The sequence below is a fragment of the Pedococcus sp. NPDC057267 genome, assembly GCF_042668795.1.
Taxonomy (GTDB): domain Bacteria; phylum Actinomycetota; class Actinomycetes; order Actinomycetales; family Dermatophilaceae; genus Pedococcus.
Genome location: NZ_JBHUYG010000001.1, coordinates 13,308 through 34,050, shown reverse-complemented (window position 1 = coordinate 34,050; position 20,743 = coordinate 13,308). Strand labels below are relative to the sequence as shown.

The window sequence follows — 20,743 nt, the reverse complement described above, 5'->3', positions numbered from 1 at the left end:
CGGGGTCACGTCCGTGTCGGGACGCCCGATAAGGTCGACACATGCGTCGCGCCAAGATCGTGTGCACCCTCGGCCCGGCCGTCTCCACCCCCGAGAAGATCCGCGAGCTGGTCGACGCGGGGATGGACGTGGCCAGGCTCAACCTCTCGCACGGCGAGTACGCCGAGCACGAGCGGATCTACAAGGAGATCCGACGGGCGAGCGACGAGACCGGCCACGCCGTCGGCGTCCTCGTCGACCTCCAGGGCCCGAAGATCCGCACCGGCCGGTTCAGCTCGGGCCCGGTCTCGCTCGCGAACGGCGACACGTTCACGATCACGACCCGCGAGGTCGACGGCACCCAGGACGAGGTCGGCACCACCTACAAGGGCCTGCCCGGGGACGTCCGCCCCGGTGACGTCCTGCTCATCGACGACGGCAAGGTGGCCCTGCAGGCGACCGAGGTGACCGACACCGACGTCCGGTGCACCGTCACCGTCGGCGGCACGGTCTCCAACAACAAGGGCATCAACCTGCCCGGCGTCGCGGTGTCCGTCCCCGCCCTGTCCGAGAAGGACAAGGAGGACCTGCGCTGGGCGCTGCGGCTGCGCGCCGACATGATCGCCCTGTCGTTCGTGCGGTCGGCCGCCGACCTCGACGACGTGTACGAGGTCATGGACGAGGTCGGGGTGCGGCTGCCGGTCATCGCCAAGATCGAGAAGCCGCAGGCGGTCGAGGCGCTCGCCGAGATCATCCAGGCGTTCGACGGCGTCATGGTCGCCCGGGGCGACCTCGGCGTCGAGCTGCCGCTCGAGGACGTCCCGATCGTGCAGAAGCGAGCCATCGAGATCGCCCGCCGCCAGGCCAAGCCGGTCATCGTCGCGACCCAGGTGCTCGAGTCGATGATCGAGAACCCGCGCCCGACCCGGGCCGAGGCGTCCGACGCCGCGAACGCCGTCCTCGACGGCGCCGACGCGCTCATGCTGTCGGGCGAGACCAGTGTGGGCGCCCACCCGATCGAGGCGGTCCGCACCATGGCCCGCATCATCGAGAGCACCGAGGAGCACGGGCTCGAGCGGATCCCTCCGCTCGGCACGCAGCCGCACACCATGGGCGGCGCGGTCTCCCGCGCGGCCGTCGAGATCGGCGACCTGCTCGGGGCCAAGTTCCTCATCACCTTCACCCAGTCCGGCGACACGGCCAAGCGCATGTCCCGCATGCGTCCGCGGATCCCGATGCTGGCCTTCACGCCTGAGCAGCACACCCGCTCACGGCTGGCGCTGGCCTGGGGCATCGAGACCTTCCTCGTCCCGATGGCCCGGCACACCGACCAGATGGCGCTGCAGGTCGACCGGTCGCTGCTCGCCGAGGGGCGGGCCCAGGAGGGCGACCTCGTGATCCTCGTCGCCGGTTCGCCGCCCGGCATCCCCGGGTCGACCAACGCCCTGCGCGTGCACAAGATGGGCGACGCGGTCAACGGTGTGGCCCCGGCATACGAGGACCTCAACGAGCTCTGAGGCACCTCGCCTCGTGGTCCGGGGCGGACCTGCGCCTTTGTATGCTGTGCGCGCGCCTGCGGGCGCCCGTGCCGGCTGCGTGTGCCGGTGTGGCCGGAGTGGTGGAATGGCAGACACGGGGCACTCAAAATGCTCTGCCCGCAAGGGCGTGGGGGTTCGAGTCCCCCCTTCGGCACCGCGACCGCACCCCGCCCCGACCGGGCGGGGTGCGCTCCTGCTCCGGCCAGGCCCCGCCACACCCCGGGCAGGGATGGTCCCCGGCAGCCCGGAACGCCGGGCACACGCACCCGCAACGTGCCGTTAACGTGCGTCAACTAGGGTTGTCCGGGTGAGCGAGACCCAGGCACAGACCCCCGCCGAGGACACCGCGGCGCCGACCGCCCTGCGCATCCTGGTCGCCGAGGACGAGGCGCTGATCCGCCTCGACCTGGCCGAGATGCTGACCGAGGCGGGCTACGAGGTCGTCGGCCAGGCGAGCAACGGCGAGCAGGCGGTCGAGATGGCCACCGAGCTCCAGCCCGATCTCGCCATCATGGACGTCAAGATGCCGGTCATGGACGGCATCACCGCCGCCGAGCAGATCGGCGCGGCCCGGATCTGCCCGGTCGTCATGCTCACCGCGTTCAGCCAGACCGAGCTCGTCGAGCGCGCCCGCGACGCCGGGGTCATGGCGTACATCGTCAAGCCGTTCACCGCGAGCGACCTCGGTCCGGCCATCGACATCGCCCGCCACCGCTGGACCGAGGTCAAGGCGCTCGAGCAGGAGATCGCCGACCTCGGCGAGCGGCTCGAGACCCGCAAGGCGGTCGACCGGGCCAAGGGCATCCTGCAGAAGAAGCTGAAGATCAGCGAGGCCGAGGCGTTCCGCTGGATCCAGAAGACGGCGATGGACCGCCGCCTGGGCATGCGTGAGGTCGCCGAGGCCGTCATCACGGGGATGGACAAGGCCTGAGCGTGGCGGTCACGGTCCGCGCCGCCACCGCCGACGACGCCGAGACGCTGCACACCGTGGCTGCCGCCACGTTCGCGCTCGCCTGCCCGCCGCACGTCACGCCGGAGTCCGTGGCGACGTTCGTCGCGGACGTCCTGTCGGTCGACTGCTTCCAGCGGTACCTCGCCGACCCGGCCCGTGACCTGTTCCTCGCCGAGGACGCCAACGGGCCCGCGGGCTACGCGATGCTGGTGGACGGCGAGCCCGCCGACCCGGACGTGCGCGCGGCGCTGCGGCTGCGCCCCACGGCCGAGCTGTCCAAGATCTACGTCCTGCCCGGGCACCACGGTGCGGGAGTGAGCCGGCTGCTCATGCAGACCGTGCTCGACTCGGCTGCCGGACGTGGCGCGGCCGGGGTCTGGCTCGGTGTCAACCAGCTCAACGAGCGCGCCCAGCGGTTCTACCGCAAGAGCGGGTTCGAGCAGGTCGGCACCAAGCGCTTCCTCGTGGGGGCCCGGTACGAGGACGACTACGTGTTCGAGCGGGCGTTGTGAGGTGTCCGGGGGCCCGCGTGGCCACGCCCAACGATGGTTGCCGAAGGCAATCTCACCCATCCGGACGATTGTTGAAAGCGCACCCTTTCCCGAGAGTCGTCAGTGGGCCTAGAGTCCTCCTTCGGGTGCCCGACCGGGTACCTGACATCGGTCGGGGGGGCCGAGCCTGCAGGAGCTTGACCAAGGACCTTGGAGGAGTCTTGTGAGCCGTCCCTCGATCAGCGTGAGACGTGTCGGCCAGGACGAGGAGCGATCCTTCGCCGAGCTCTGGATGGCGTCGAGGGTCGAGGCGGGGGTGAGCCCCGAGGTCGCGTCGCGCGCCGCCTCCGAGGGGCGGATCACCGCAGCCCTGCACCGCGAGGACGTCCGGGCGTACATCGCCCTGAGCGACGGGCAGGCCGTCGGCTTCGCGGTCGCTGCGACGAGCCCGTTCTCCGCGCTGACGGAGGCCCCCTGCGTCACCATCGACCAGCTCTACGTGGCGCCTGAGCAGCGCAAGCACGGCGTGGCCCGCCAGCTCATGAGCGCGGTGACGCTGTATGCCGACTCGCGCGGCTGCGAGCAGATCGGCTGCAACGTCCCGGCCCAGCACCGAGAGGCCAACCGCTTCTTCGCCCGGCTCGGCTTCAGCTCCCAGGTGGTGCGCCGCATCACGACGGTGTCGGCCCTGCGCCGCCGGCTCGGCACCGACGAGCGGCACCACGCCTCGCTCGAGCAGCTGCTGCACCGCCGCCGGTCGCTGCGGGCCAAGGCGCGCGCCACCGCCGGCAGCCGCCTCGCCGGCTGACCGGTTCACCACGTGGCGGCGCGTCAGGCGCCGGGCCGCGGGGCTCCGGGAGGGGCGTTGCGGAGCAGGCACGTGATGCGGCAGGTGCACACGCGGTGGTCGTGGTCGTCGGTGACGACGATCTCGTACGACGCCAGGGTGCTCCCGAGCGAGAGCGCGGTCGCGGTGCCGGTCACGAAGCCCGACCGCGCCGCCCGGTGGTGGGTCGCGTTGATGTCCAGGCCGACGGCGATCCGTTCCGGGCCGGCGTGCAGGGCGGACCCGATCGACCCGAGGGTCTCCGCGAGCACGACCGACGCCCCGCCGTGGAGCAGGCCGTAGGGCTGGGTGTTGCCCTCCACGGGCATCCGGGCGACGACCCGCTCGGGGGAGGCCTCGAGGATCTCGATCTCCATCCGCTTCATGAGCGAGTTCGGGTTCATGGTCTCGAGGGCCTCGAGAAAGGCCTCGTGGTTCGTCGTGTCGGTCACGGGCCCTAGGCTGCCACGTGTGAGTCGCCTGCTTCTCCTCGACGGTCATTCGCTTGCCTACCGCGCCTTCTTCGCGCTGCCCGCGGAGAACTTCTCCACGAGCACGGGCCAGCACACCAACGCGGTCTACGGCTTCACCTCGATGCTCATCAACGTGCTGCGCGACGAGCAGCCGACCCACGTGGCCGTCGCCTTCGACGTCTCGAGGCAGACGTTCCGCAGCGAGGAGTACGCCGACTACAAGGCGACCCGGTCGGCCACCCCCGGCGAGTTCTCGGGGCAGATCCCGCTGGTGCGCGAGGTCCTCGACGCGCTCAAGATCCGGTGGGTCGAGGTCGACGGCTTCGAGGCCGACGACGTCATTGCCACCCTGACCACCCAGGCCACCGAGCAGGGCATGGACGTCGTCATCTGCACGGGCGACCGCGACGCCTTCCAGCTCGTCACCGACAAGGTCACCCTCCTCTACCCCGTCCGCGGTGTCTCCGAGGTGTGGCGGATGGACCCCGCCAAGGTCGAGGAGAAGTACCTCGTCTCACCCGAGCGCTACAGCGACCTCGCGGCCCTCGTCGGCGAGTCCAGCGACAACCTGCCCGGTGTCCCGGGCGTCGGGCCCAAGACCGCTGCGAAGTGGCTCGGCCTCTACGGCGACCTCCAGGGCGTGGTGGCCCACGCCGACGAGATCAAGGGCAAGGCGGGTGAGTCGCTGCGCGACCACCTCAACGACGTGCTGCGCAACCGGCGCCTCAACCAGCTCGTCCGCGACCTGCCGCTGCCCGTCACCATCGACGAGCTCGAGCGCAGGAACTGGGACCGCGAGCTCATCCACACCGTCTTCGACAGCCTCGAGTTCCGCGTCCTGCGCGACCGCCTCTTCGAGTACCTCGAGGCGCCGCAGGAGGAGGCCGACCACGGGTTCGACCTCGAGGGCGCCGTGCTCGCGCCCGAGCAGGTGTCCGGGTGGCTCGAGACGTATGCCGCTCCGGGAGCCCGCGTGGGCCTGCACCTCGTCGGCCACTGGGGCCGGGGTACGGGCGATGCCACGGCCCTGGCGCTGGCTACCGAGGGTGACGCCGCGGCATACCTCGACCTCACGACCCTGGACCCCGAGGGGGAGGCGGCCGTCGGTGCCTGGCTGGCCGACCCCGAACGGCCCAAGGTCCTGCACGACGCCAAGGGGCCGATGCTCGCGCTGTACGCGCGGGGCTGGGACCTGCAGGGAGTGGCGACGGACACCGCGCTGGCCGCCTACCTCGTGCGGCCGGACCAGCGGTCGTACGACCTGGCCGACCTCGTGCTGCGCCACCTGGGCCGCGAGCTGCGTGCCGAGACCGAGTCGACCGGCCAGGGCCTGCTCGACTTCGGCGACGAGCACCTCGGTGGTGCGCAGGACGCCATGGTCCGCGCCCGCGCCGTGCTCGACCTCGCGGCGGCGCTGTCGGAGCAGCTGGACGCCACGGGTGGCGCGTCGCTGCAGCAGGACGTCGAGCTGCCGCTCGAGCGGGTGCTGGCCGGCATGGAGCGCACCGGCATCGCGGCCGACGTCGACACGATGACCGGCCTCGAGGCCGACTTCGCCGCGAAGGTGCGTGAGGCCCAGCAGGACGCCTACGACGCGATCGGCGGCGACCAGATCAACCTCGGCTCGCCCAAGCAGCTGCAGGTCGTCCTGTTCGAGACGCTCGGGCTGCCCAAGACGCGGCGCACCAAGACCGGGTACACCACCGACGCCGACGCGCTGACCGACCTCTACGCCAAGACCGAGCACCCCTTCCTGGAGGCGCTCCTGCGGCACCGCGACGCGTCCCGGCTGCGGGTCACGGTCGAGGGGCTGCTCAAGTCGGTCGCCGAGGACGGGCGCATCCACACGACGTACCAGCAGACGATCGCCGCGACCGGCCGGCTGTCCTCGACCGACCCGAACCTGCAGAACATCCCGATCCGCACCGAGGAGGGCCGCCGGATCCGCGAGGTGTTCGTCGTCGGCGACGGGTACGAGTCGCTGATGTCGGCCGACTACAGCCAGATCGAGATGCGGATCATGGCCCACCTGTCCGGTGACGAGGGGCTGATCGAGGCGTTCCGCACCGGCGAGGACCTGCACCGGTTCGTCGGGTCGCGGGTGTTCTCGGTCGAGCCGCAGGACGTCACCCTGGAGATGCGGTCGAAGGTCAAGGCGATGTCGTACGGCCTCGCGTACGGGCTGTCGGCGTTCGGGCTGAGCAAGCAGCTGACGATCTCGACGGGCGAGGCCCAGGGCCTGATGGACGAGTACTTCGCCCGGTTCGGCGGGGTGCGCGAGTACCTGCGGGACGTGGTGGCCGAGGCGCGGGCGACGGGCTACACCCAGACCATGCTGGGCCGCCGCCGCTACCTGCCCGACCTCACCAGCGACAACCGCCAGCGCCGCGAGATGGCGGAGCGGATGGCCCTCAACGCCCCCATCCAGGGCTCCGCGGCCGACATCATCAAGGTCGCGATGCTCCGCGTGGACCGCGCGCTGGCCGAGGCCGGGGCGAAGTCCCGCCAGCTCCTCCAGGTGCACGACGAGCTCGTCCTCGAGATCGCACCGGGGGAACGGGACGACGTCGAGGCGCTGGTGCGCCGCGAGATGGGTCACGCGGTCGAGATGGACGTGGCGCTCGACGTCAGCGTCGGGGTCGGCCGTTCCTGGCACGACGCCGCGCACTGAGTCCTCCGTGGGCAGCAGGGGCCTGCCGGCTCGCGCGGACCGCGAGCCGGCGGAGCGGCAGTGGGTCCGACGTGACCTCGCGCTGGCCGGGGTGACCTCGGCCGCCGTCGCCCTCGCGGTGACGGGCGGCTCGCTTGGCCCGGGGGTGCTGCTCTACCGCGACTTCGTCGGGGTGCCGCACCCGCGCTGGAGCCCCACGACCTGGGGCGGGGGCTCGGCGCCGCGCGCCGTGCCGCTCGACGCGGTCACGACCGCGCTGTCAGCCGTGCTGCCCGTGGGTGCCCAGCAGCAGCTCATGCTCCTGGGGTCCGTCCTCCTCGCGAGCCTCGGCGCGGCCGTGCTGGTGCGGCCGTGGGGACCGGCCAGCATGGTGGTGGCTGCGGTCGTCGCGGGGTGGAACCCGTACGTCGCCGAGCGACTCCTGGTCGGCCAGCCGCCGACCCTCCTTGCCTACTCGATGCTGCCGTGGGTGGTCGTCGTCGTGCGGTCCCGGCTCACCGGGTGGCGTGCCGCCACAGCCCTCCTGCTCGCAGCGCTGCCCGCGGCCCTCACCCCGTGGGGCGGCCTGACCGCAGGCGTCGCCACGGTGGTGGCCTCGCTGCTGACCGGCCACCGCCGCAGCGCCCGCTGGCTCGTGACGACGGGGTCCTTGGCCGTCACCTGGTGCCTGCCGTGGGTGGTGGCCGCGCTGGTCCACCGGCAGGGTGCCGCTGACCCCGACGGCGCCCGCGCTTTCGCGGCTGCTGCGGACACCCCGCTCGGGACCCTCGGCTCCCTCCTCACCCTGGGCGGGATCTGGGCCCCGGCAGCTCGCCCGGGGTCTCGGGGGACGGCCGTGGCGGTGGTGGCCGGCCTGGTGCTCGCCCTGCTGGGCGCGGCCGCGTTGGTGCGGCTGGCCCGGGGCCCGGACCGACGCCTCGGGCCCCTGGTGGGGGCTGCCTGGCTGGGGCCGGTGCTCCTGGCGTGGGCCGTGTCAGCCGGTCCGGGGCTGGCCCCCTTCGCGGCGCTGCAGGCGGTGCCCGGTGTGGCCATCGGCCGTGACACCCACCGGTGGCTGGCCCCGACCGCCCTCACGGCCGCTGTGCTCCTGGCGTCCCTCGTGGCCCGGGGGAGCAGCAGGCCGGCGGCGCGGCCGGGGCAGTCGCGAGCGCACGGCACACGCCGTGCTGCGGTCGCGGTCGCGCTGGCGAGCCTCGCCGTCCTGTCCGTGCCCGACCTGCCGGGGGAGGTCCGCGGGGCCTACCGGCCCGTGACCGTGCCGGCGGACTGGCAGCCGGCGGTCGACGCAGCGGCGCGTGCTGCGGGCGACCGTGCGCTGCTCGTCCTGCCGTGGCAGCCGTTCCGCCGGGTGCCGTGGGCCGGCCCCGACCCCTTCCTGGACCCGACCTCGCGCGCCGTCCCGGCGGACGTCGTGGCCTCGCGCCAGCTCACCGTCGTGCGCGACGGCGCCGTGGTGGTGGTCGACGACGACCCCGCCACCCTCGCTGCGCTAGGCGGCTCCGACACCCTCGATGCCGCGACGCTGCGCCGTGCCGGGGTCTCCGCGGTGCTGGTCTGGAAGGACACGCCGGGGCGGGTCCCTGTGCGGGGAGCGGGCGTCGTCGTCGAGCGGGAGACTCCCCACTTCGCCGTGTGGGCGGTGACTCCCTGACCCCTGGGTCCCGTGACACGCTGACCGCGAGTTCCGGCGAAGTTGCACCCTGAGGGCAACCAGTCGGTAACATCTGCCGCACCAACGACCCTGGAGGGCCCTGCACCCATGAAGCTTCTGCGTCGCACCGAGCGTGGCGAGATCTCGTCCGCCCTTGCCGTCACGCTGCTCAGCATCGTCATCGGCGGAGGCGCCGCGACGGCAGCGGTCGTCACCGTGGTGAGCACCCAGGGTCCGCAGGACAGCGTCGCCGTGCAGAACGGCCGCCAGAACCCGGTCGACCCGAGCACCCTCATCCCGTACGGCGGCTGATCAGCCAGTCCTGGTCCGCGAACGGGCGTCGGTCATCGCGACCGGCGCCCTTCGCCGTGCCACCTCGGTGAGCAGCCGCTCCCAGTGGTCCGCGGTGCTCGTCCAGGTGAACTGCTGGGCGTACTCGCGGGCGTGCCGGCCCATCTCCTCCCGGCGCTCGTGGTCGGCGAGCAGCATCGCGACCTCGTGGGTCAGCTCGTCGACGTCGCCGACCAGGACCCCCGTCTGGCGGTCCACGATCGACTCCGACAGGCCGCCGGCGTCCCGGTAGGCGACGGTCGGGACGCCGTGGCTCGCGGCCTCCACGACGCACAGGCCCCAGCCCTCCTTGACGCTCGGGGCCAGCGCCACCCAGGACGCCGCCAGCTCGGCGTGCTTGGTCCCCTCGTCGACGAAGCCGAGCAGGTGCACGTCGTCGGCGACACCCGAGGCCTCCGCGTGGGCGGCGATGTTGTCGTGCCACCAGCCGTGCCCGACCACGCGCAGCTGCAGCCCGGGGTGCATCGGGCGCAGGCGGGCGAGGACGTCGATGGCCTGCTCCACCCGCTTGTGCGGGACGAGGCGGCCCAGGACGACCAGGGTCGGGGTGGCCGCGCGTGGCACGTCGAGCGCCCGGGGCGCGTCCGTGCCGTTGTGGATGACGGCCACGTGGCCGGCCTCGACGCCGAGCCCGACCAGCTCGTCACGGGTGCGGCCCGACACGGCGACGTACTGGTTCCGGCGGTAGACCAGGGGTGCCAGACGCGACTCGATGGCCCAGCCGATCCGCGCCACCCACGGGGAGAAGACCACCGGCCACTGCTCGCGGTGCACGTGGTGGACCAGGACGACGACCGGCGTCCGGGTGCCGAACGGGGAGAAGAAGGGGATGCCGTTCTGGGTGTCGACCACGACGTCGTAGGGGCCGTGCTCGCGCTCGTCGCGGCGCAGGGCCCGGACGCACGCGGCATACACGCTCAAGCGGCCGCCCTGGCGGCGCAGGGTGAGCCGCCCGCGCACCTCGGTGGCCGGGGCGTCGCCGTGGGACGCGCAGTACATGACGACCTCGTGCCCGCGCGCGGCGAGCTCGGCGCCGACGGTCTCGAGGTAGTGCTCGGCGCCGCCGCCCTCGGGGTGCGTGAAGTCACGCCAGCTCAGCAAGGCGATTCGCACCTGTGCAGATCCTCACAACGTCGGGTGTGGCCCAAAGTGACCGATGGGTAACCGTAGCGGCACTAGGGTTCTCCGCGTGGTCGAGTCGGGCGAGATTTCAGTGGCGTCGGAGCTGCCGCGGGGGTCGCTGCGCCGGTCCGTGGCCCTCTTCCGCGCCTTCCTCGTCGAGCAGACCGACCCCGACAGGTTCTACTCGACCCTGGCCCGTGACTCGGTCGCCGAGGTGCTGCGGTGGGCGCCCATCGACGGTGCGCGGGTCCTGGACATCGGGGGAGGCCCGGGCTACTTCGCGGATGCCTTCGCCCGGGCCGGTGCGTCCTACGCCGGGGTCGAGCCGGACGTCGGCGAGCTGACCGCACGTGGGCACGTGGGCACCAACGCCGTCCGCGGGTCGGGGCTGCAGCTGCCGATCGCGTCCGACGCGGTGACCGTCGCGTACTCGAGCAACGTGCTCGAGCACGTCCCCGACCCCGAGGCCATGGCGGCGGAGATGCTGCGCGTGACCCGGCCGGGCGGCCTCGTCGTCCTGTCCTGGACACCGTGGCTCTCGCCGTGGGGCGGCCACGAGACCGCGCCGTGGCACTACCTCGGTGGGCGCCGTGCCGCCAACCGGTATGCCGCGCGGCACGGGCACCGCCCGAAGAACGACTTCGGGCGGTCCCTGTTCGCCTGCTCCGCCGGGCGCATGCTGCGCTGGACGCGCGCCGCGGAGGCCCGCGGGGAGCTGCGTGTCGTCGAGGTGCTGCCGCGGTACCACCCGTGGTGGGCGCGATGGGTCGTGCGCGTCCCGGGGCTGCGCGAGGTGGTCAGCTGGAACGTCGTGATCGTGGTCGAGAAGCGGTGACGCAGGAGCTCGACCGGCGACGACGTGACCAGCATGCCGAACGCGTGGTCTGGCGTGCCCGCCTCCTCGCCGGCTGCCTGCTGCTCGCCGCCGTCGCCTTCCACCAGGAGCCCGGGCGCATCGTCCCGGACACCAAGCTGGACCTCACGGCCAACCCCGGCGGCTTCCTGCTGCGCGCCCTGCACATGTGGGACCCCCAGGGAGCATTCGGGCAGCTGCAGAACCAGGCCTACGGCTACCTGTTCCCGGTCGGGCCCTTCCACTGGCTCCTGGTCACCGCCGGGGTCCCCGCCTGGGTCGTGCAGCGCCTCTGGTGGACGGTCGTGCTGGGCACGGCGTTCGTCGGCATGTGGAGGCTCGCCACCGCCCTGAGGATGGGCACCCCGTGGTCGCGGTATGCCGGCGCGCTCGTCTTCGCGCTCTCCCCGCGGTTCCTCGGGGAGGTGGCCGTGACGTCGGTGGAGGTGTGGCCCCTGGCGATGGCGCCGTGGGTGCTCCTGCCCCTCGTCGACCCGCGCCCCCGCTCGTGGTGGTGGCGGACCACCGCGTCCGCGGTCGCCTTCGGCTTCGTCGGCGGGGTGAACGCGGTCGCCACGGGGGCCACGCTCGTGCTGCCCGCGCTGTGGTTCCTCAGCCGGGGCCTGCGTGCGCGCACGGTGGGTCTGGCCCTGGGCTGGCTCACGGCCGTCGTCGCCGTGTCGGTGTGGTGGCTCGTGCCGCTCGTGCTGCTGGGCAGGTACAGCCCGCCGTTCCTCGACTGGATCGAGAACGCCCCGGTGACCACCGCCTTCGCCAGCCCGTTCGAGGCCCTGCGCGGCACGACGCCGTGGCTCGCGTTCCTCACCGGTCCGGCGGGCCCGAGCTGGCCGGGCATGTGGCTGCTCGTGTCCACCGGCGCCCTGATCGCGGTCACCGCGGCCGTGGCGGTGCTGGGCCTCCTGGGCCTGGCCTCGAGGTCGTGCCCCGAGCGCCGGTTCCTCGGGCTCGGGCTCGTCGTCGGGCTCGCGCTGGTGACGCTGGGGCACACGGGAGCGGCCCAGTCACTGGCCGCCGGCCCGTTGCAGGCGGCGCTGGACGGCGCCCTGGCGCCGCTGCGCAACACCCACAAGTTCGAGCTCGTGGTCCGGGTCCCGCTGGTCCTCGGCCTGGTCCACCTGGGTGCGCACGCGTCTCGGCTGTCGTCCAGGCTGCGGACCCCGGCGTGGCTCGTGCCCGTCGTCACGGTGTCCCTGCTGCTGGCCTCGGCCACCCCCGCCCTGCTGGGGTCGCTGGCCCGGCCGGAGGGGTACTCGGCGATCCCGGCGCACTGGCGACAGGCCGCCCGCTGGCTCGATGCCCAGCCCGGCGAGGGGACCGTTCTGGTGGTGCCGGCCGCCAGCTTCGCCGACTTCACGTGGGGATCGACCAAGGACGAGCCGTTGCAGGCGCTGATGCGCCGGCCGTTCGCGGTGCGCGACGCGGTGCCCCTGGGGTCTGCAGGCGCCACGCGGTTCCTCGACGGCGTCGAGGCGGACCTCGGTGCGGGTCGCGGCGGCCCCGAGCTCGCCGACGCCCTCCGGTCGGCGGGCGTGCGCTACCTCGTCGTCCGCAACGACCTGCGAGCAGACGCGACGCGCAACGTCCGGGCGCTCGTGCACCAGGCCCTGTCGCGCTCCGGTATGCCCGTGGTCGCGAGCTTCGGCCCGCGCGTGAACCCCTTCGCCGAGCAGCCCGGCTCCACGCAGGAGTCGCACACCCGGCTGCCGTACCCCAGCGTCGAGGTCGTGGACACCGGCGCCACCGGCGAGGCGGTCCAGGCCCCGGTCGGTGCGGTAGGGCGCGTGGTGGGGGGACCGGAGGACGTCGGTGCGGTCCTCGCCGCGCACCCGGAGCTCGCGATGACGGTCACCGGGTCCGACGGCGTCGGTGCGGGTTCGAGCCTGGCCGCGTCCCCGTCGGTCGTCACGGACGGGTACCGCCGGCGCGAGGTGTTCTTCGGGCGGGCGAGCGACAACACCTCGCCGGTGCTCACGCCGGACGACAAGGGGCGGACCGGACGCAGGGTCATCGACTACGACGTCGCCCCCTCGGTCACGCAGACGGTGCGTGCGTGGGACGGTGACCTGGCCCGGGTGACGGCATCGTCCTCGGCCGCCGACGCGGATGCCACCCTTCGCCTGGGACCTGGGACGGGTCCGGCTGCAGCGGTCGACGGCGACCCGGCTACGGCCTGGGTGTCCGGCAGGTACGGGTCCGCGGTCGGCGAGTGGCTCGAGCTGGATCTCCGCTCGCCACGAGACGTCAGCGGAGCCGAGATCACGTTCACCCACCGGGACCCGCTGGGCGCGGTGCCCGTCGAGGTGCAGGTGGAGAGCGACCGCGGCCGGACGACGGCGGTCGTCGCGCAGTCCGACAGGCCTCAGCCGCTTCCCGTCCCGGCCGGCACGACCGGTCGACTCCGGGTGACCGTCACGAAGGTGGCGCCGGGGGAACCGGTCAACGGCGTGGGGATCGCCGAGGTCTCGGTCCCTGGCCTGGTCCTCGGGTCGTCGCTGGTGGCACCCGCGCCACGCGCCGGGACGATCGGCTCCCTCCTGCTCCGGGCTGCGCAGGGGACCAGTGCCTGCGTCGACATCGGCTCCCGGCCGCTCTGCGACCCCGATCTCGCGCGTGACCCCGAGGAGGTCGCGGGGCTGCATCGAAGCGTCGATGCAGGAGGGGCCGGTGACCTGGCGATGAGCGGTGCCGTCGTCGCGGTCGACGGGACGGCGGCCGACGGCCTGCTGGACGGGTTGAACCCGGTGCGCGCGACCGCCAGCAGCCGTGCTGTGGCGGACCCGGCGGGGCGCCCGGGGGCCGCAGTCGACGGTGACCTCGGCACCGGGTGGGTGGCCTCCGCCGACGACCCCGAGCCACGACTGACCGTCCGCCTGCCCCGGACCGTCCGCAGCGACGGCCTCCAGCTGCGGGTGGACCAGTACCTCGCAGCCTCACGACCGACCAAGGTCGAGGTGACCCTCGACGGCGGCCGTCCACGGGTGCTCGACGTCGACCGGGAGAGCAGGCTCTCGTGGCCGAAGCAGCCTGTCAGGACGGTCGTCCTGCGGTTCCTCGAGACCTCAGGGGCGCGGACCATCGACGCCAACGGACTCAGCCGGACCCTGCCGGTCGGCGTCTCCGAGGTGGTTGTGTCCGGCGCCGAAGGCCTGGTGCGCAAGCTGTCCGGTGACGAGGGCACCGGGGCGTCCTGCGGCTTCGGACCCCGGCTCTCCGTGGCCGGTCGCGGCTACGACACGGCGGTCACGGGCACGGCCGCAGCAGTCCTCCAGGGGCGCCCCCTGACGTGGTCGCTGTGCCGAGCCGACGCCGTGGCCGTCCCGGACGGGCGCTTCCGGCTCGACGCCCCGGCGACCCGCGTGTTCCGCCCCGTCGAGCTCTCCCTGGCGACGGGGGGCCGGGCCTTGTCGTCCGTCACCGGTTCGGCGGGGCCGACGTCCGACCCGGCCGGGACCGTGCGAGCGGTGCCGCAGCGCACAGGTCCGTCGACGTTCACCGTGGCGCTGAGCGGGCAGCCGGGCGCCTCGGTCCTCGCCGTCCCGCAGAACTTCAACCCCGGCTGGCGCGCCACCGATCAGCACGGGCGTGTCCTGTCAGCGGTCCGCGTCAACGGCTGGCAGCAGGGGTGGGTCCTTCCGGCCGGCGACGCCGGGACTCTGCACGCGTCGTTCGAGCCGGACCGGACCTACCGGCTCGGTCTGGCGATCGGCGCCCTCCTCGCCCTGGGCGTCGCGGCCCTCATGCTGGCCGCACGCCGCCGCCGGGGTCCCGCTCCGCCGGCGCCGGACGAGTCGCGGGTCTGGGGCTGGGGCGCGTCGGCGGTCCTGGTCGCCGCCTTCGGCTGGGTCGGGCTGGCAGCCGTCGCCGTCGCCGTGGTCGTCCGCCGCGCCGCGGGCCGGCGGCTCGTCGTCCTGTCGGTCGTCGCGGCCGCGGGGGTCCTGGCGACGGCGGTCGCGATGGTCGAGCCGTGGCCGTCCGGCGACGCCGGCGTGCACAGCAGCGTGGTTCAGCTGGCGGTGCTCACAGCGGTTGCGCTCGCACTCTCGGTCACGTGGGCGGGCACCCGCTCGCCGCGACGGGCGCGCCGCATGAGCGGTCGCTCGACCCCGTAGAAGCTGGCGGCCGCCACGAGCAGGCTGAGGGGCGCCGTCAGCCCGAGCAGCGTCCAGAACCGGCCCGTGAAGATCTGGAACCCGATGGCCCGCTCGACGAGCCCGAGGACGATGAGGTGGTAGCAGAAGACCCCGTACGAGAGGTCACCGAGCACCTTGCCCACGCGGCCACCGAGGGCCCGGGCCTCCGGTGGGTCCTCCTCCGAGGTCCTGGCCGACACCGCGGGGAGCACGACGAGGGCTCCGAGGATGCCGTAGAGCAGGTTCTTCGTCGCTGCTTGGCCGGGCGTGGCGGGACTCAGGTCGTACGGCCCGGCCACGGGGGACACCAGCACGAGGTAGAGACCGACCGCGACCCCCCAGACGGTCCACGAGCGCGGCGCCAGGTCGTCCAGCCAGGTGTGCCCGAGCACGCCCAGCGACCGGGCGGCGCTCCACAGGGACAGGGCCATCCCCAGGCCGAACCAGCCGATGTACCCCGGCAGCCAGATGCCCCACAACGGCTCGTGACGGTCGGCGGCCAGCGCCATCCAGGCCGATCCCACCACCGGGAGGGCGAGCAGCAGCCCGAGGCGCACACGGACCGCGGCACGGGTGTCAGGAGCCCCGACCACGGGGTGCGGCATCCGTCGGGCGAGCACCCACGCCAGCACCGGCAAGAGCACGTAGAAGGCAGCCTCGGTCGCGAGGCTCCACATCTGCGTCAGTCCCAGCGCCTCGTGACGCTCGACGTAGATCTGGACCAGGGCCGAGTGCAGCGCCAGGTTCCGGGCGGTGGTGCCGGGCCGGCCGTGGAACACGATGGCCGCACCCAGCACCGCCAGCCACAGCGGCGGCAGGATCCGCACCGCACGGTGCCAGAAGTACCGACGTACGTCGGGCCGCGGGTCGCCGGTGAGCAGGCACACGGCGTGCGGACGGTAGAGCAGGAAGCCGGAGATGACGAAGAAGATGGCGACCCCCGAGTCCATGCGGGACAGCACACCGTTGAACGACGAGCTGATCGAGGCGCCGCTCTCGAAGCCGACGTGCGTGCCGAGTACCAGGAGGGCACCGACCGCCCGGATGCCGTCAAGGCCGGGGAACTGCCTGCGCATGCCGCGGGTCACTTGCTCAGCTCCACGGCGCCCACCTCGACGGAACCGACACACACCGTTGCGTCGTCGTCGAGCCCGCTGATGGTGACGGCTGTTGCCGAGGACGGGGACGCTGCGCGGAGGTAGGCGTTCGCCAGGCCGGCCGGCCACACGGCCGGACCTCCCTCCAGCGGGACGGCGCCCTTGTCACCGTCGAGGACGACGCGAACGCGGGTGTCGACGTTGGCGAGGTAGGAGATCCGCGCGAACCACTGACCCTCAGGAACCTCAGCGGAGAGGGGGACGCGTACCGACTCACTCCCGTGGATCCGCATTCCGCAGTCGGGGGGGACCACCCCGGACCCCCATGCCTTGAGGGTGGCCGGGCGGACCCTGCCGTGCTCGTCCACGCCGTAGGGCGTCGTGCCCGAGTCCTGGATCGTCGTCCGGTTGTCTCCCAGCAGGGGGAGCAGGCCGGCCACGGTGCGGTGCGCGTTGATACCGGGAACGACGTCACCGGGCATGGAGACGTCCCACAGGTTCGTGCCCTGGCGCTCGTTCAGGTCGGCGGAGAGGCTGGCCACGTACGCTCCGGCCGGGTTGCGCGACCACAGGTCGCCGAAGCCGGCCATCGAGACGAGCTGGACGCACGCCCACGCAGCCGCCACGGGCAGGGCAACGACCCTGAGCGGACGCCCGGCGCGGACGGGGAGGCAGGCCGCGGACGCTGCCAGGGCGAGGCTGAGGGGTATCGCCAGGTCGGACCAGTAGTGATAGTGCGCCGTGAAGGCATTGCCGAAGGTCGAGAAGCGACCCAGGGACACGACCAGCGTCGTCCCGACCGAGTAGAGCAGGACCGCCACCCAGAACCACAGGTACCGGCGTCCGAAGGCTGCCGTCGCACCGATCGCCAGCACGAGGACGACTGCCCCGGCCCACCGGATCCCAGCAGGAGGGTCCGCGAACCCGAAGAAGGGCGGGTTGCTGGGCGACCACGACCACGGCCCCCCGGCGACGGCCGGCAGGACGGCGCGCTGGAGCGCCTGCCCGAAGAGCGAGAGCAGAGTCTGAGGATCGGGCAGGTCCACCGTCCCCTGCTGGCGTCGAGCGAGGAACAGGGCGCCGAAGGCGGCACCGGGCACGAGCACGGCGAGGGACCACGGGATGACGACCCGGGCCCGGCCCAGGCGCGTGTGGGCGACCATGACCACCGCGAGCCCCGTCAGCGCGACGAGCCCCGACTTCTCCCAGAAGAGGAGCGAGCCGAAGAGCGCCACGGCCGCGCCCACGAGGTCCCGGACGCGCCCCCGGCGCGCCCAGTCGAGCGAGAGGTGGAGGAACACCAGGCCCAGCACGTGGGCGGGCAGGTTGTTGGTGGCACTCGAGAGCGACATGAACGAGGGCATCACGACGGGGGAGAACGCATACAGGACCGTGGCCAGGACGGCGGGACCTGTGCGGAGAAGGAGCCGCTGCGCCAACGCGCCCATGAGCACGCACGCGACGGCCCAGAGGACGACCCGGACACCGACCGTGAAGGCGTAGTTCAGCGGCGCGACCGCCGCGAACACGGCGTACACCAGGCGCAGGCCAGGCACCACGTGGTCGTTGACGGGGGTGAGGAGCGCCCCGGGCGAGAAGCCCCGCGCACCGTCGACGAGGAAGTCCAGGTCGTCGGTGTACCAGGAGCCGCGTGCTGCCAGGACGCCCAGGATGGCCGCCGCTCCGGCCGCCACGGCGCCGACGATGACCCAGAGGGTGCGGTCACCTCCGGCGAACCAACGACGCATGTGCTCCTCTTCGAACGATGTCCCTCGCGCGCAGGCTACCCGCTGGTAGCGTCCGCTCACCTCATTTCAAAGGAGAGAGAGCCGGGATGCGTAAGGTGCTTGGCGGTGTCGCCACGCTGGTGGGTGTGCTGTTGCTGGTGCTGGGGGTGCTGGCGAAGCCGGTTCTCTACGACCGGTTGGCCACGGTCAAGCTGGACCAGAAGTCGACCTCGGTGTCGGAGGGGACGGGCATGTCGGCCCTCTACGCCCACGAGGTCGACGGCAAGCCCGTCTTCGACAAGCTCGAGAACGCCCACCTGCGCAGCACCCGGCAGGTCCTCGGCATCCCGGGTCGGGCCAAGGCGGCCGGCAAGCAGGACACGGACGCGTTCTGGCAGACCACGGTGCAGTCGCAGGCCGAGCTCAACGGCAAGTGGACCGACCTGACGTACAGCAACGAGGGTGTGAGCTTCAACCGCAAGACGGGCGAGGCCACCAACTGCTGCGGCGACTTCGAGTCGGCCGGCGACCTCGCCGACCCCGCCAAGACGGTCGACGTCCAGCACCAGGGCCTGTTCTTCAAGTTCCCGTTCGACGTGCAGAAGAAGACCTACCAGTTCTGGGACGGCGACCTCGGCAAGGCGACGCCGATCGAGTACGTCCGTGAGGAGAAGCTGCAGGGCCTGGACACCTACGTGTTCCGCCAGACCATCCCCAAGGCGGAGGTGGCCACGCGTGACGTCCCCAAGGCCGTCTTCGGCGACTCGGCCGACGGTGACGTGTCCGCCAAGGTGATGTACGGCAACGTGCGCACGCTGTGGATCGAGCCCAACACCGGTGTCCTCATCAAGGGCCAGGAGCAGCAGGACAAGTCCCTCGTCGCCGACGGCTACCCCGAGCTCGCCACCACCAAGGGCACCATCGGCTACAACGACAAGACGGTGAGCGACAACGTCAAGGCCTGGGGTACCAAGGGTGCCCTCCTCGGGTTCGTCAACGGCTCGCTGACGCTGGTGGGCATCCTCCTGGGCGTGCTGTTCATCGCCCTTGGGCTGTTCCTCACCTTCGGCGGGCAGCAGCGCGACCGCCGCGCCGTCTGACCGACCGCCTGCACGACGAAGGGGGCCGATCGGGATCATCCCGGTCGGCCCCCTTCGTGTGCGTCAGGACTCAGGCGGGAGAGGCGCCGGGCACCGTGCGCCCGCTGCCCTCACGCACGCCCTCCTTGCCACCGGCGTCCTCCGCGGTGAGCGGCTGGGCGATGCTCTCCAGCGACTGCCCCTCGGCCTTGACCCCGAGGAACGCCTCGACCAGCCCGGCGACGATCATCAGCGCGGCGCCCAGGAAGTAGCCGAACGCGAGCCCGGTGATGTCCTTGGACTTCGACGCGTCGTCGATGAGCTTGCCGAACAGCAGCGGGCCGCTGATGCCGCCGACCGCGGTGCCGATCGCGTAGAAGAACGCGATGCACAGGGCCCGCGTCTCCAGTGGGAACACCTCGCTGGCCGTGAGGTATGCCGCGCTGGCGCCGGCCGAGGCGAAGAAGAACGTCACCACGCCGAAGATGGTCAGGGTCGTCGCGTTGAGGCCGCCGAGCATCATGCCGGCGATGCCGAGCAGCACGCCCGACACGATGTACGTGCCCGTGATCATGCGGACGCGCCCGACCCGGTCGAACAGCGGGCTGAGCAGCAGCGCGCCCAGGAAGTTGCTGACCGCGAAGACCGCGAGGTACCAGCCGGTCTGCTTGACCCCGAAGAACGTGGTGAGGGTGTCTCCGTAGGTGAAGAAGAAGGCGTTGTAGAGGAACGCCTGACCGACGAACAGGGAGAAGCACAGGATCGTGCGCCTGGGGTAGAGGGTGAACACCGTCTTGGCGATCTCCGCGATCGAGATCGTCCGGCGCTGCCGGATGGTGATGGGCTCCTCCGTGGGCTCGGGCAGCGAGCCACCCGTCTCCTCGGACACCGTGCGCTCGATGTCCTTGACGATCTGCTCACCCTCCTCGTCGCGCCCGTGGATGAACAGCCAGCGGGGGCTCTCCGGCACGTTGCGCCGCACGAACAGGATGCCGACCGCCAGGACGGCGCCGATGCCGAACGCGAGGCGCCAGCCGATCGCCGGGTCGACGACCTTCGGGTCGAGCAGCGGGATCGTCAGCAGCGAGCCGAGGGCTGCACCGACCCAGAACGAGCCGTTGATCGCGACGTCGACGCGCCCGCGGTAGTCCTTGGGGATCAGCTCGTCGATCGCCGAGTTGATCGCGGCGTACTCGCCACCGATGCCCATGCCGGTGACGAACCGCGCGCAGAAGTACCACAGGGGGTTGGGCGCGAAGGCCGTGGCGACGGTGGCGATCGTGTAGATGCCCAGCGTCAGCAGGAACAGCTTCTTGCGGCCGAAGCGGTCCGTCAGCTGGCCGAACAGCAGCGCGCCCAGGCAGGCGCCCGCCACGTACACGGCCCCCGCGAGGCCGATGTCGGAGCTGCTGAGCCCGAGGCCGGTGTTCGCGGGCTTCAGCGCGTCCGACATGGACCCGACGATGGTGACCTCGATGCCGTCAAGGATCCAGACGGTGCCGAGGCCGATGACGACCAGCCAGTGCCAGCGGGCCCAGGGCAGGCGGTCCATCCGGGCCGGGATGTCGGTGGTGATGCGTCCTGTCTCGACGTCTGACGCCACGGTTCTCCTCCTCCTCGAGTGAGCGGTGGCACGCGCTCCCTCGGGGTCGGGGGTCTCCGCGGCAACCGCGACCACGCTAGGGCCGGAGGGGCAAACCTGCAGGTTGAGGTCGTTTCGGGCGCGCACACAGGCAGCTCCCGGCTGCCGGGGCGGCCCGGTCGGGTGCCCAGCCGGGAAGG

At 72.5% G+C, this 20,743-nt stretch carries 15 protein-coding genes and 1 tRNA gene; 11 read left to right on the top strand and 5 right to left on the bottom strand.

The features are described from left to right. Positions 1-41: 41 nt before the first annotated feature. The 5 genes from pyk to ACFUC1_RS00125 all read left to right on the top strand — a co-directional run bounded on the left by pyk (position 42) and on the right by ACFUC1_RS00125 (position 3,768). A complete protein-coding gene (gene pyk, locus ACFUC1_RS00145) occupies positions 42-1,496 on the top strand; it encodes a pyruvate kinase (protein ID WP_379115850.1) in 1,455 nt (484 codons plus the stop codon). Between the two features lie 92 nt (positions 1,497-1,588). Next, positions 1,589-1,671: transfer RNA gene (locus ACFUC1_RS00140), tRNA-Leu, on the top strand. Positions 1,672-1,824: 153 nt separating this feature from the next. Continuing rightward, positions 1,825-2,448, top strand: a complete 624-nt coding sequence (locus ACFUC1_RS00135; protein WP_379115849.1) for an ANTAR domain-containing response regulator — start codon at positions 1,825-1,827, stop codon at positions 2,446-2,448. A 2-nt stretch (positions 2,449-2,450) separates the two neighbouring features. Continuing rightward, entirely contained in the window at positions 2,451-2,981 is a 531-nt protein-coding gene (locus ACFUC1_RS00130) for a GNAT family N-acetyltransferase (RefSeq protein ID WP_379115848.1), read from the top strand. 223 nt (positions 2,982-3,204) lie between these two features. Next, positions 3,205-3,768 carry a GNAT family N-acetyltransferase gene (locus ACFUC1_RS00125; RefSeq protein WP_379115847.1) on the top strand — a complete coding sequence of 188 codons (564 nt, stop codon included), beginning with the start codon at positions 3,205-3,207 and terminating at the stop codon, positions 3,766-3,768. 23 nt (positions 3,769-3,791) lie between these two features. Here ACFUC1_RS00125 and ACFUC1_RS00120 read toward each other — a convergent pair whose 3' ends face one another. After that, positions 3,792-4,190, bottom strand: a complete 399-nt coding sequence (locus tag ACFUC1_RS00120) for a PaaI family thioesterase (protein ID WP_379115956.1) — start codon at positions 4,188-4,190, stop codon at positions 3,792-3,794. Between the two features lie 67 nt (positions 4,191-4,257). On the opposite strand from ACFUC1_RS00120, the gene polA reads away from it, so the two are divergent. The 3 genes from polA (at position 4,258) to ACFUC1_RS00105 (ending at position 8,893) form a co-directional block, all read left to right on the top strand. After that, positions 4,258-6,930 (top strand): DNA polymerase I, encoded by a 2,673-nt coding sequence (polA, locus tag ACFUC1_RS00115; RefSeq protein ID WP_379115846.1) that lies wholly within the window; start codon positions 4,258-4,260, stop codon positions 6,928-6,930. Positions 6,931-6,937: 7 nt separating this feature from the next. After that, positions 6,938-8,581, top strand: coding sequence for a hypothetical protein (locus tag ACFUC1_RS00110; RefSeq protein ID WP_379115845.1), 1,644 nt, complete (start codon positions 6,938-6,940; stop codon positions 8,579-8,581). A gap of 108 nt (positions 8,582-8,689) precedes the next feature. Continuing rightward, a complete protein-coding gene (locus ACFUC1_RS00105; protein WP_316009050.1) occupies positions 8,690-8,893 on the top strand; it encodes a hypothetical protein in 204 nt (67 codons plus the stop codon). Here the strand turns inward: ACFUC1_RS00105 and ACFUC1_RS00100 are convergent, their stop codons facing one another. Beyond that, positions 8,894-10,045: a glycosyltransferase family 4 protein gene (locus ACFUC1_RS00100; RefSeq protein ID WP_379115844.1), complete on the bottom strand. Its 1,152-nt coding sequence runs from the start codon at positions 10,043-10,045 to the stop codon at positions 8,894-8,896. A 76-nt stretch (positions 10,046-10,121) separates the two neighbouring features. On the opposite strand from ACFUC1_RS00100, the gene ACFUC1_RS00095 reads away from it, so the two are divergent. Together ACFUC1_RS00095 and ACFUC1_RS00090 are read left to right on the top strand one after the other, a co-directional pair. Beyond that, positions 10,122-10,889, top strand: coding sequence for a class I SAM-dependent methyltransferase (locus ACFUC1_RS00095; protein ID WP_379115843.1), 768 nt, complete (start codon positions 10,122-10,124; stop codon positions 10,887-10,889). Between the two features lie 44 nt (positions 10,890-10,933). Further along, positions 10,934-15,037, top strand: a complete 4,104-nt coding sequence (locus ACFUC1_RS00090) for an alpha-(1->3)-arabinofuranosyltransferase family protein (protein WP_379115842.1) — start codon at positions 10,934-10,936, stop codon at positions 15,035-15,037. On the opposite strand, the gene ACFUC1_RS00085 is transcribed toward ACFUC1_RS00090, so the two are convergent. Both ACFUC1_RS00085 and ACFUC1_RS00080 read right to left on the bottom strand, forming a co-directional pair. Further along, positions 14,932-16,134 (bottom strand): acyltransferase family protein, encoded by a 1,203-nt coding sequence (locus tag ACFUC1_RS00085; RefSeq protein WP_379115841.1) that lies wholly within the window; start codon positions 16,132-16,134, stop codon positions 14,932-14,934. The two genes, ACFUC1_RS00090 and ACFUC1_RS00085, sit on opposite strands and share 106 nt — an antisense overlap. Before the next feature lie 8 nt (positions 16,135-16,142). Next, positions 16,143-17,903: a hypothetical protein gene (locus ACFUC1_RS00080; RefSeq protein WP_379115840.1), complete on the bottom strand. Its 1,761-nt coding sequence runs from the start codon at positions 17,901-17,903 to the stop codon at positions 16,143-16,145. An 86-nt stretch (positions 17,904-17,989) separates the two neighbouring features. On the opposite strand from ACFUC1_RS00080, the gene ACFUC1_RS00075 reads away from it, so the two are divergent. Then, positions 17,990-18,982 carry a DUF3068 domain-containing protein gene (locus ACFUC1_RS00075; RefSeq protein WP_379115839.1) on the top strand — a complete coding sequence of 331 codons (993 nt, stop codon included), beginning with the start codon at positions 17,990-17,992 and terminating at the stop codon, positions 18,980-18,982. A 70-nt stretch (positions 18,983-19,052) separates the two neighbouring features. On the opposite strand, the gene ACFUC1_RS00070 is transcribed toward ACFUC1_RS00075, so the two are convergent. Next, complete coding sequence (locus ACFUC1_RS00070; protein ID WP_379115838.1) at positions 19,053-20,564, bottom strand: MFS transporter; 1,512 nt, start codon at positions 20,562-20,564, stop codon at positions 19,053-19,055. Positions 20,565-20,743 lie beyond the last annotated feature (179 nt).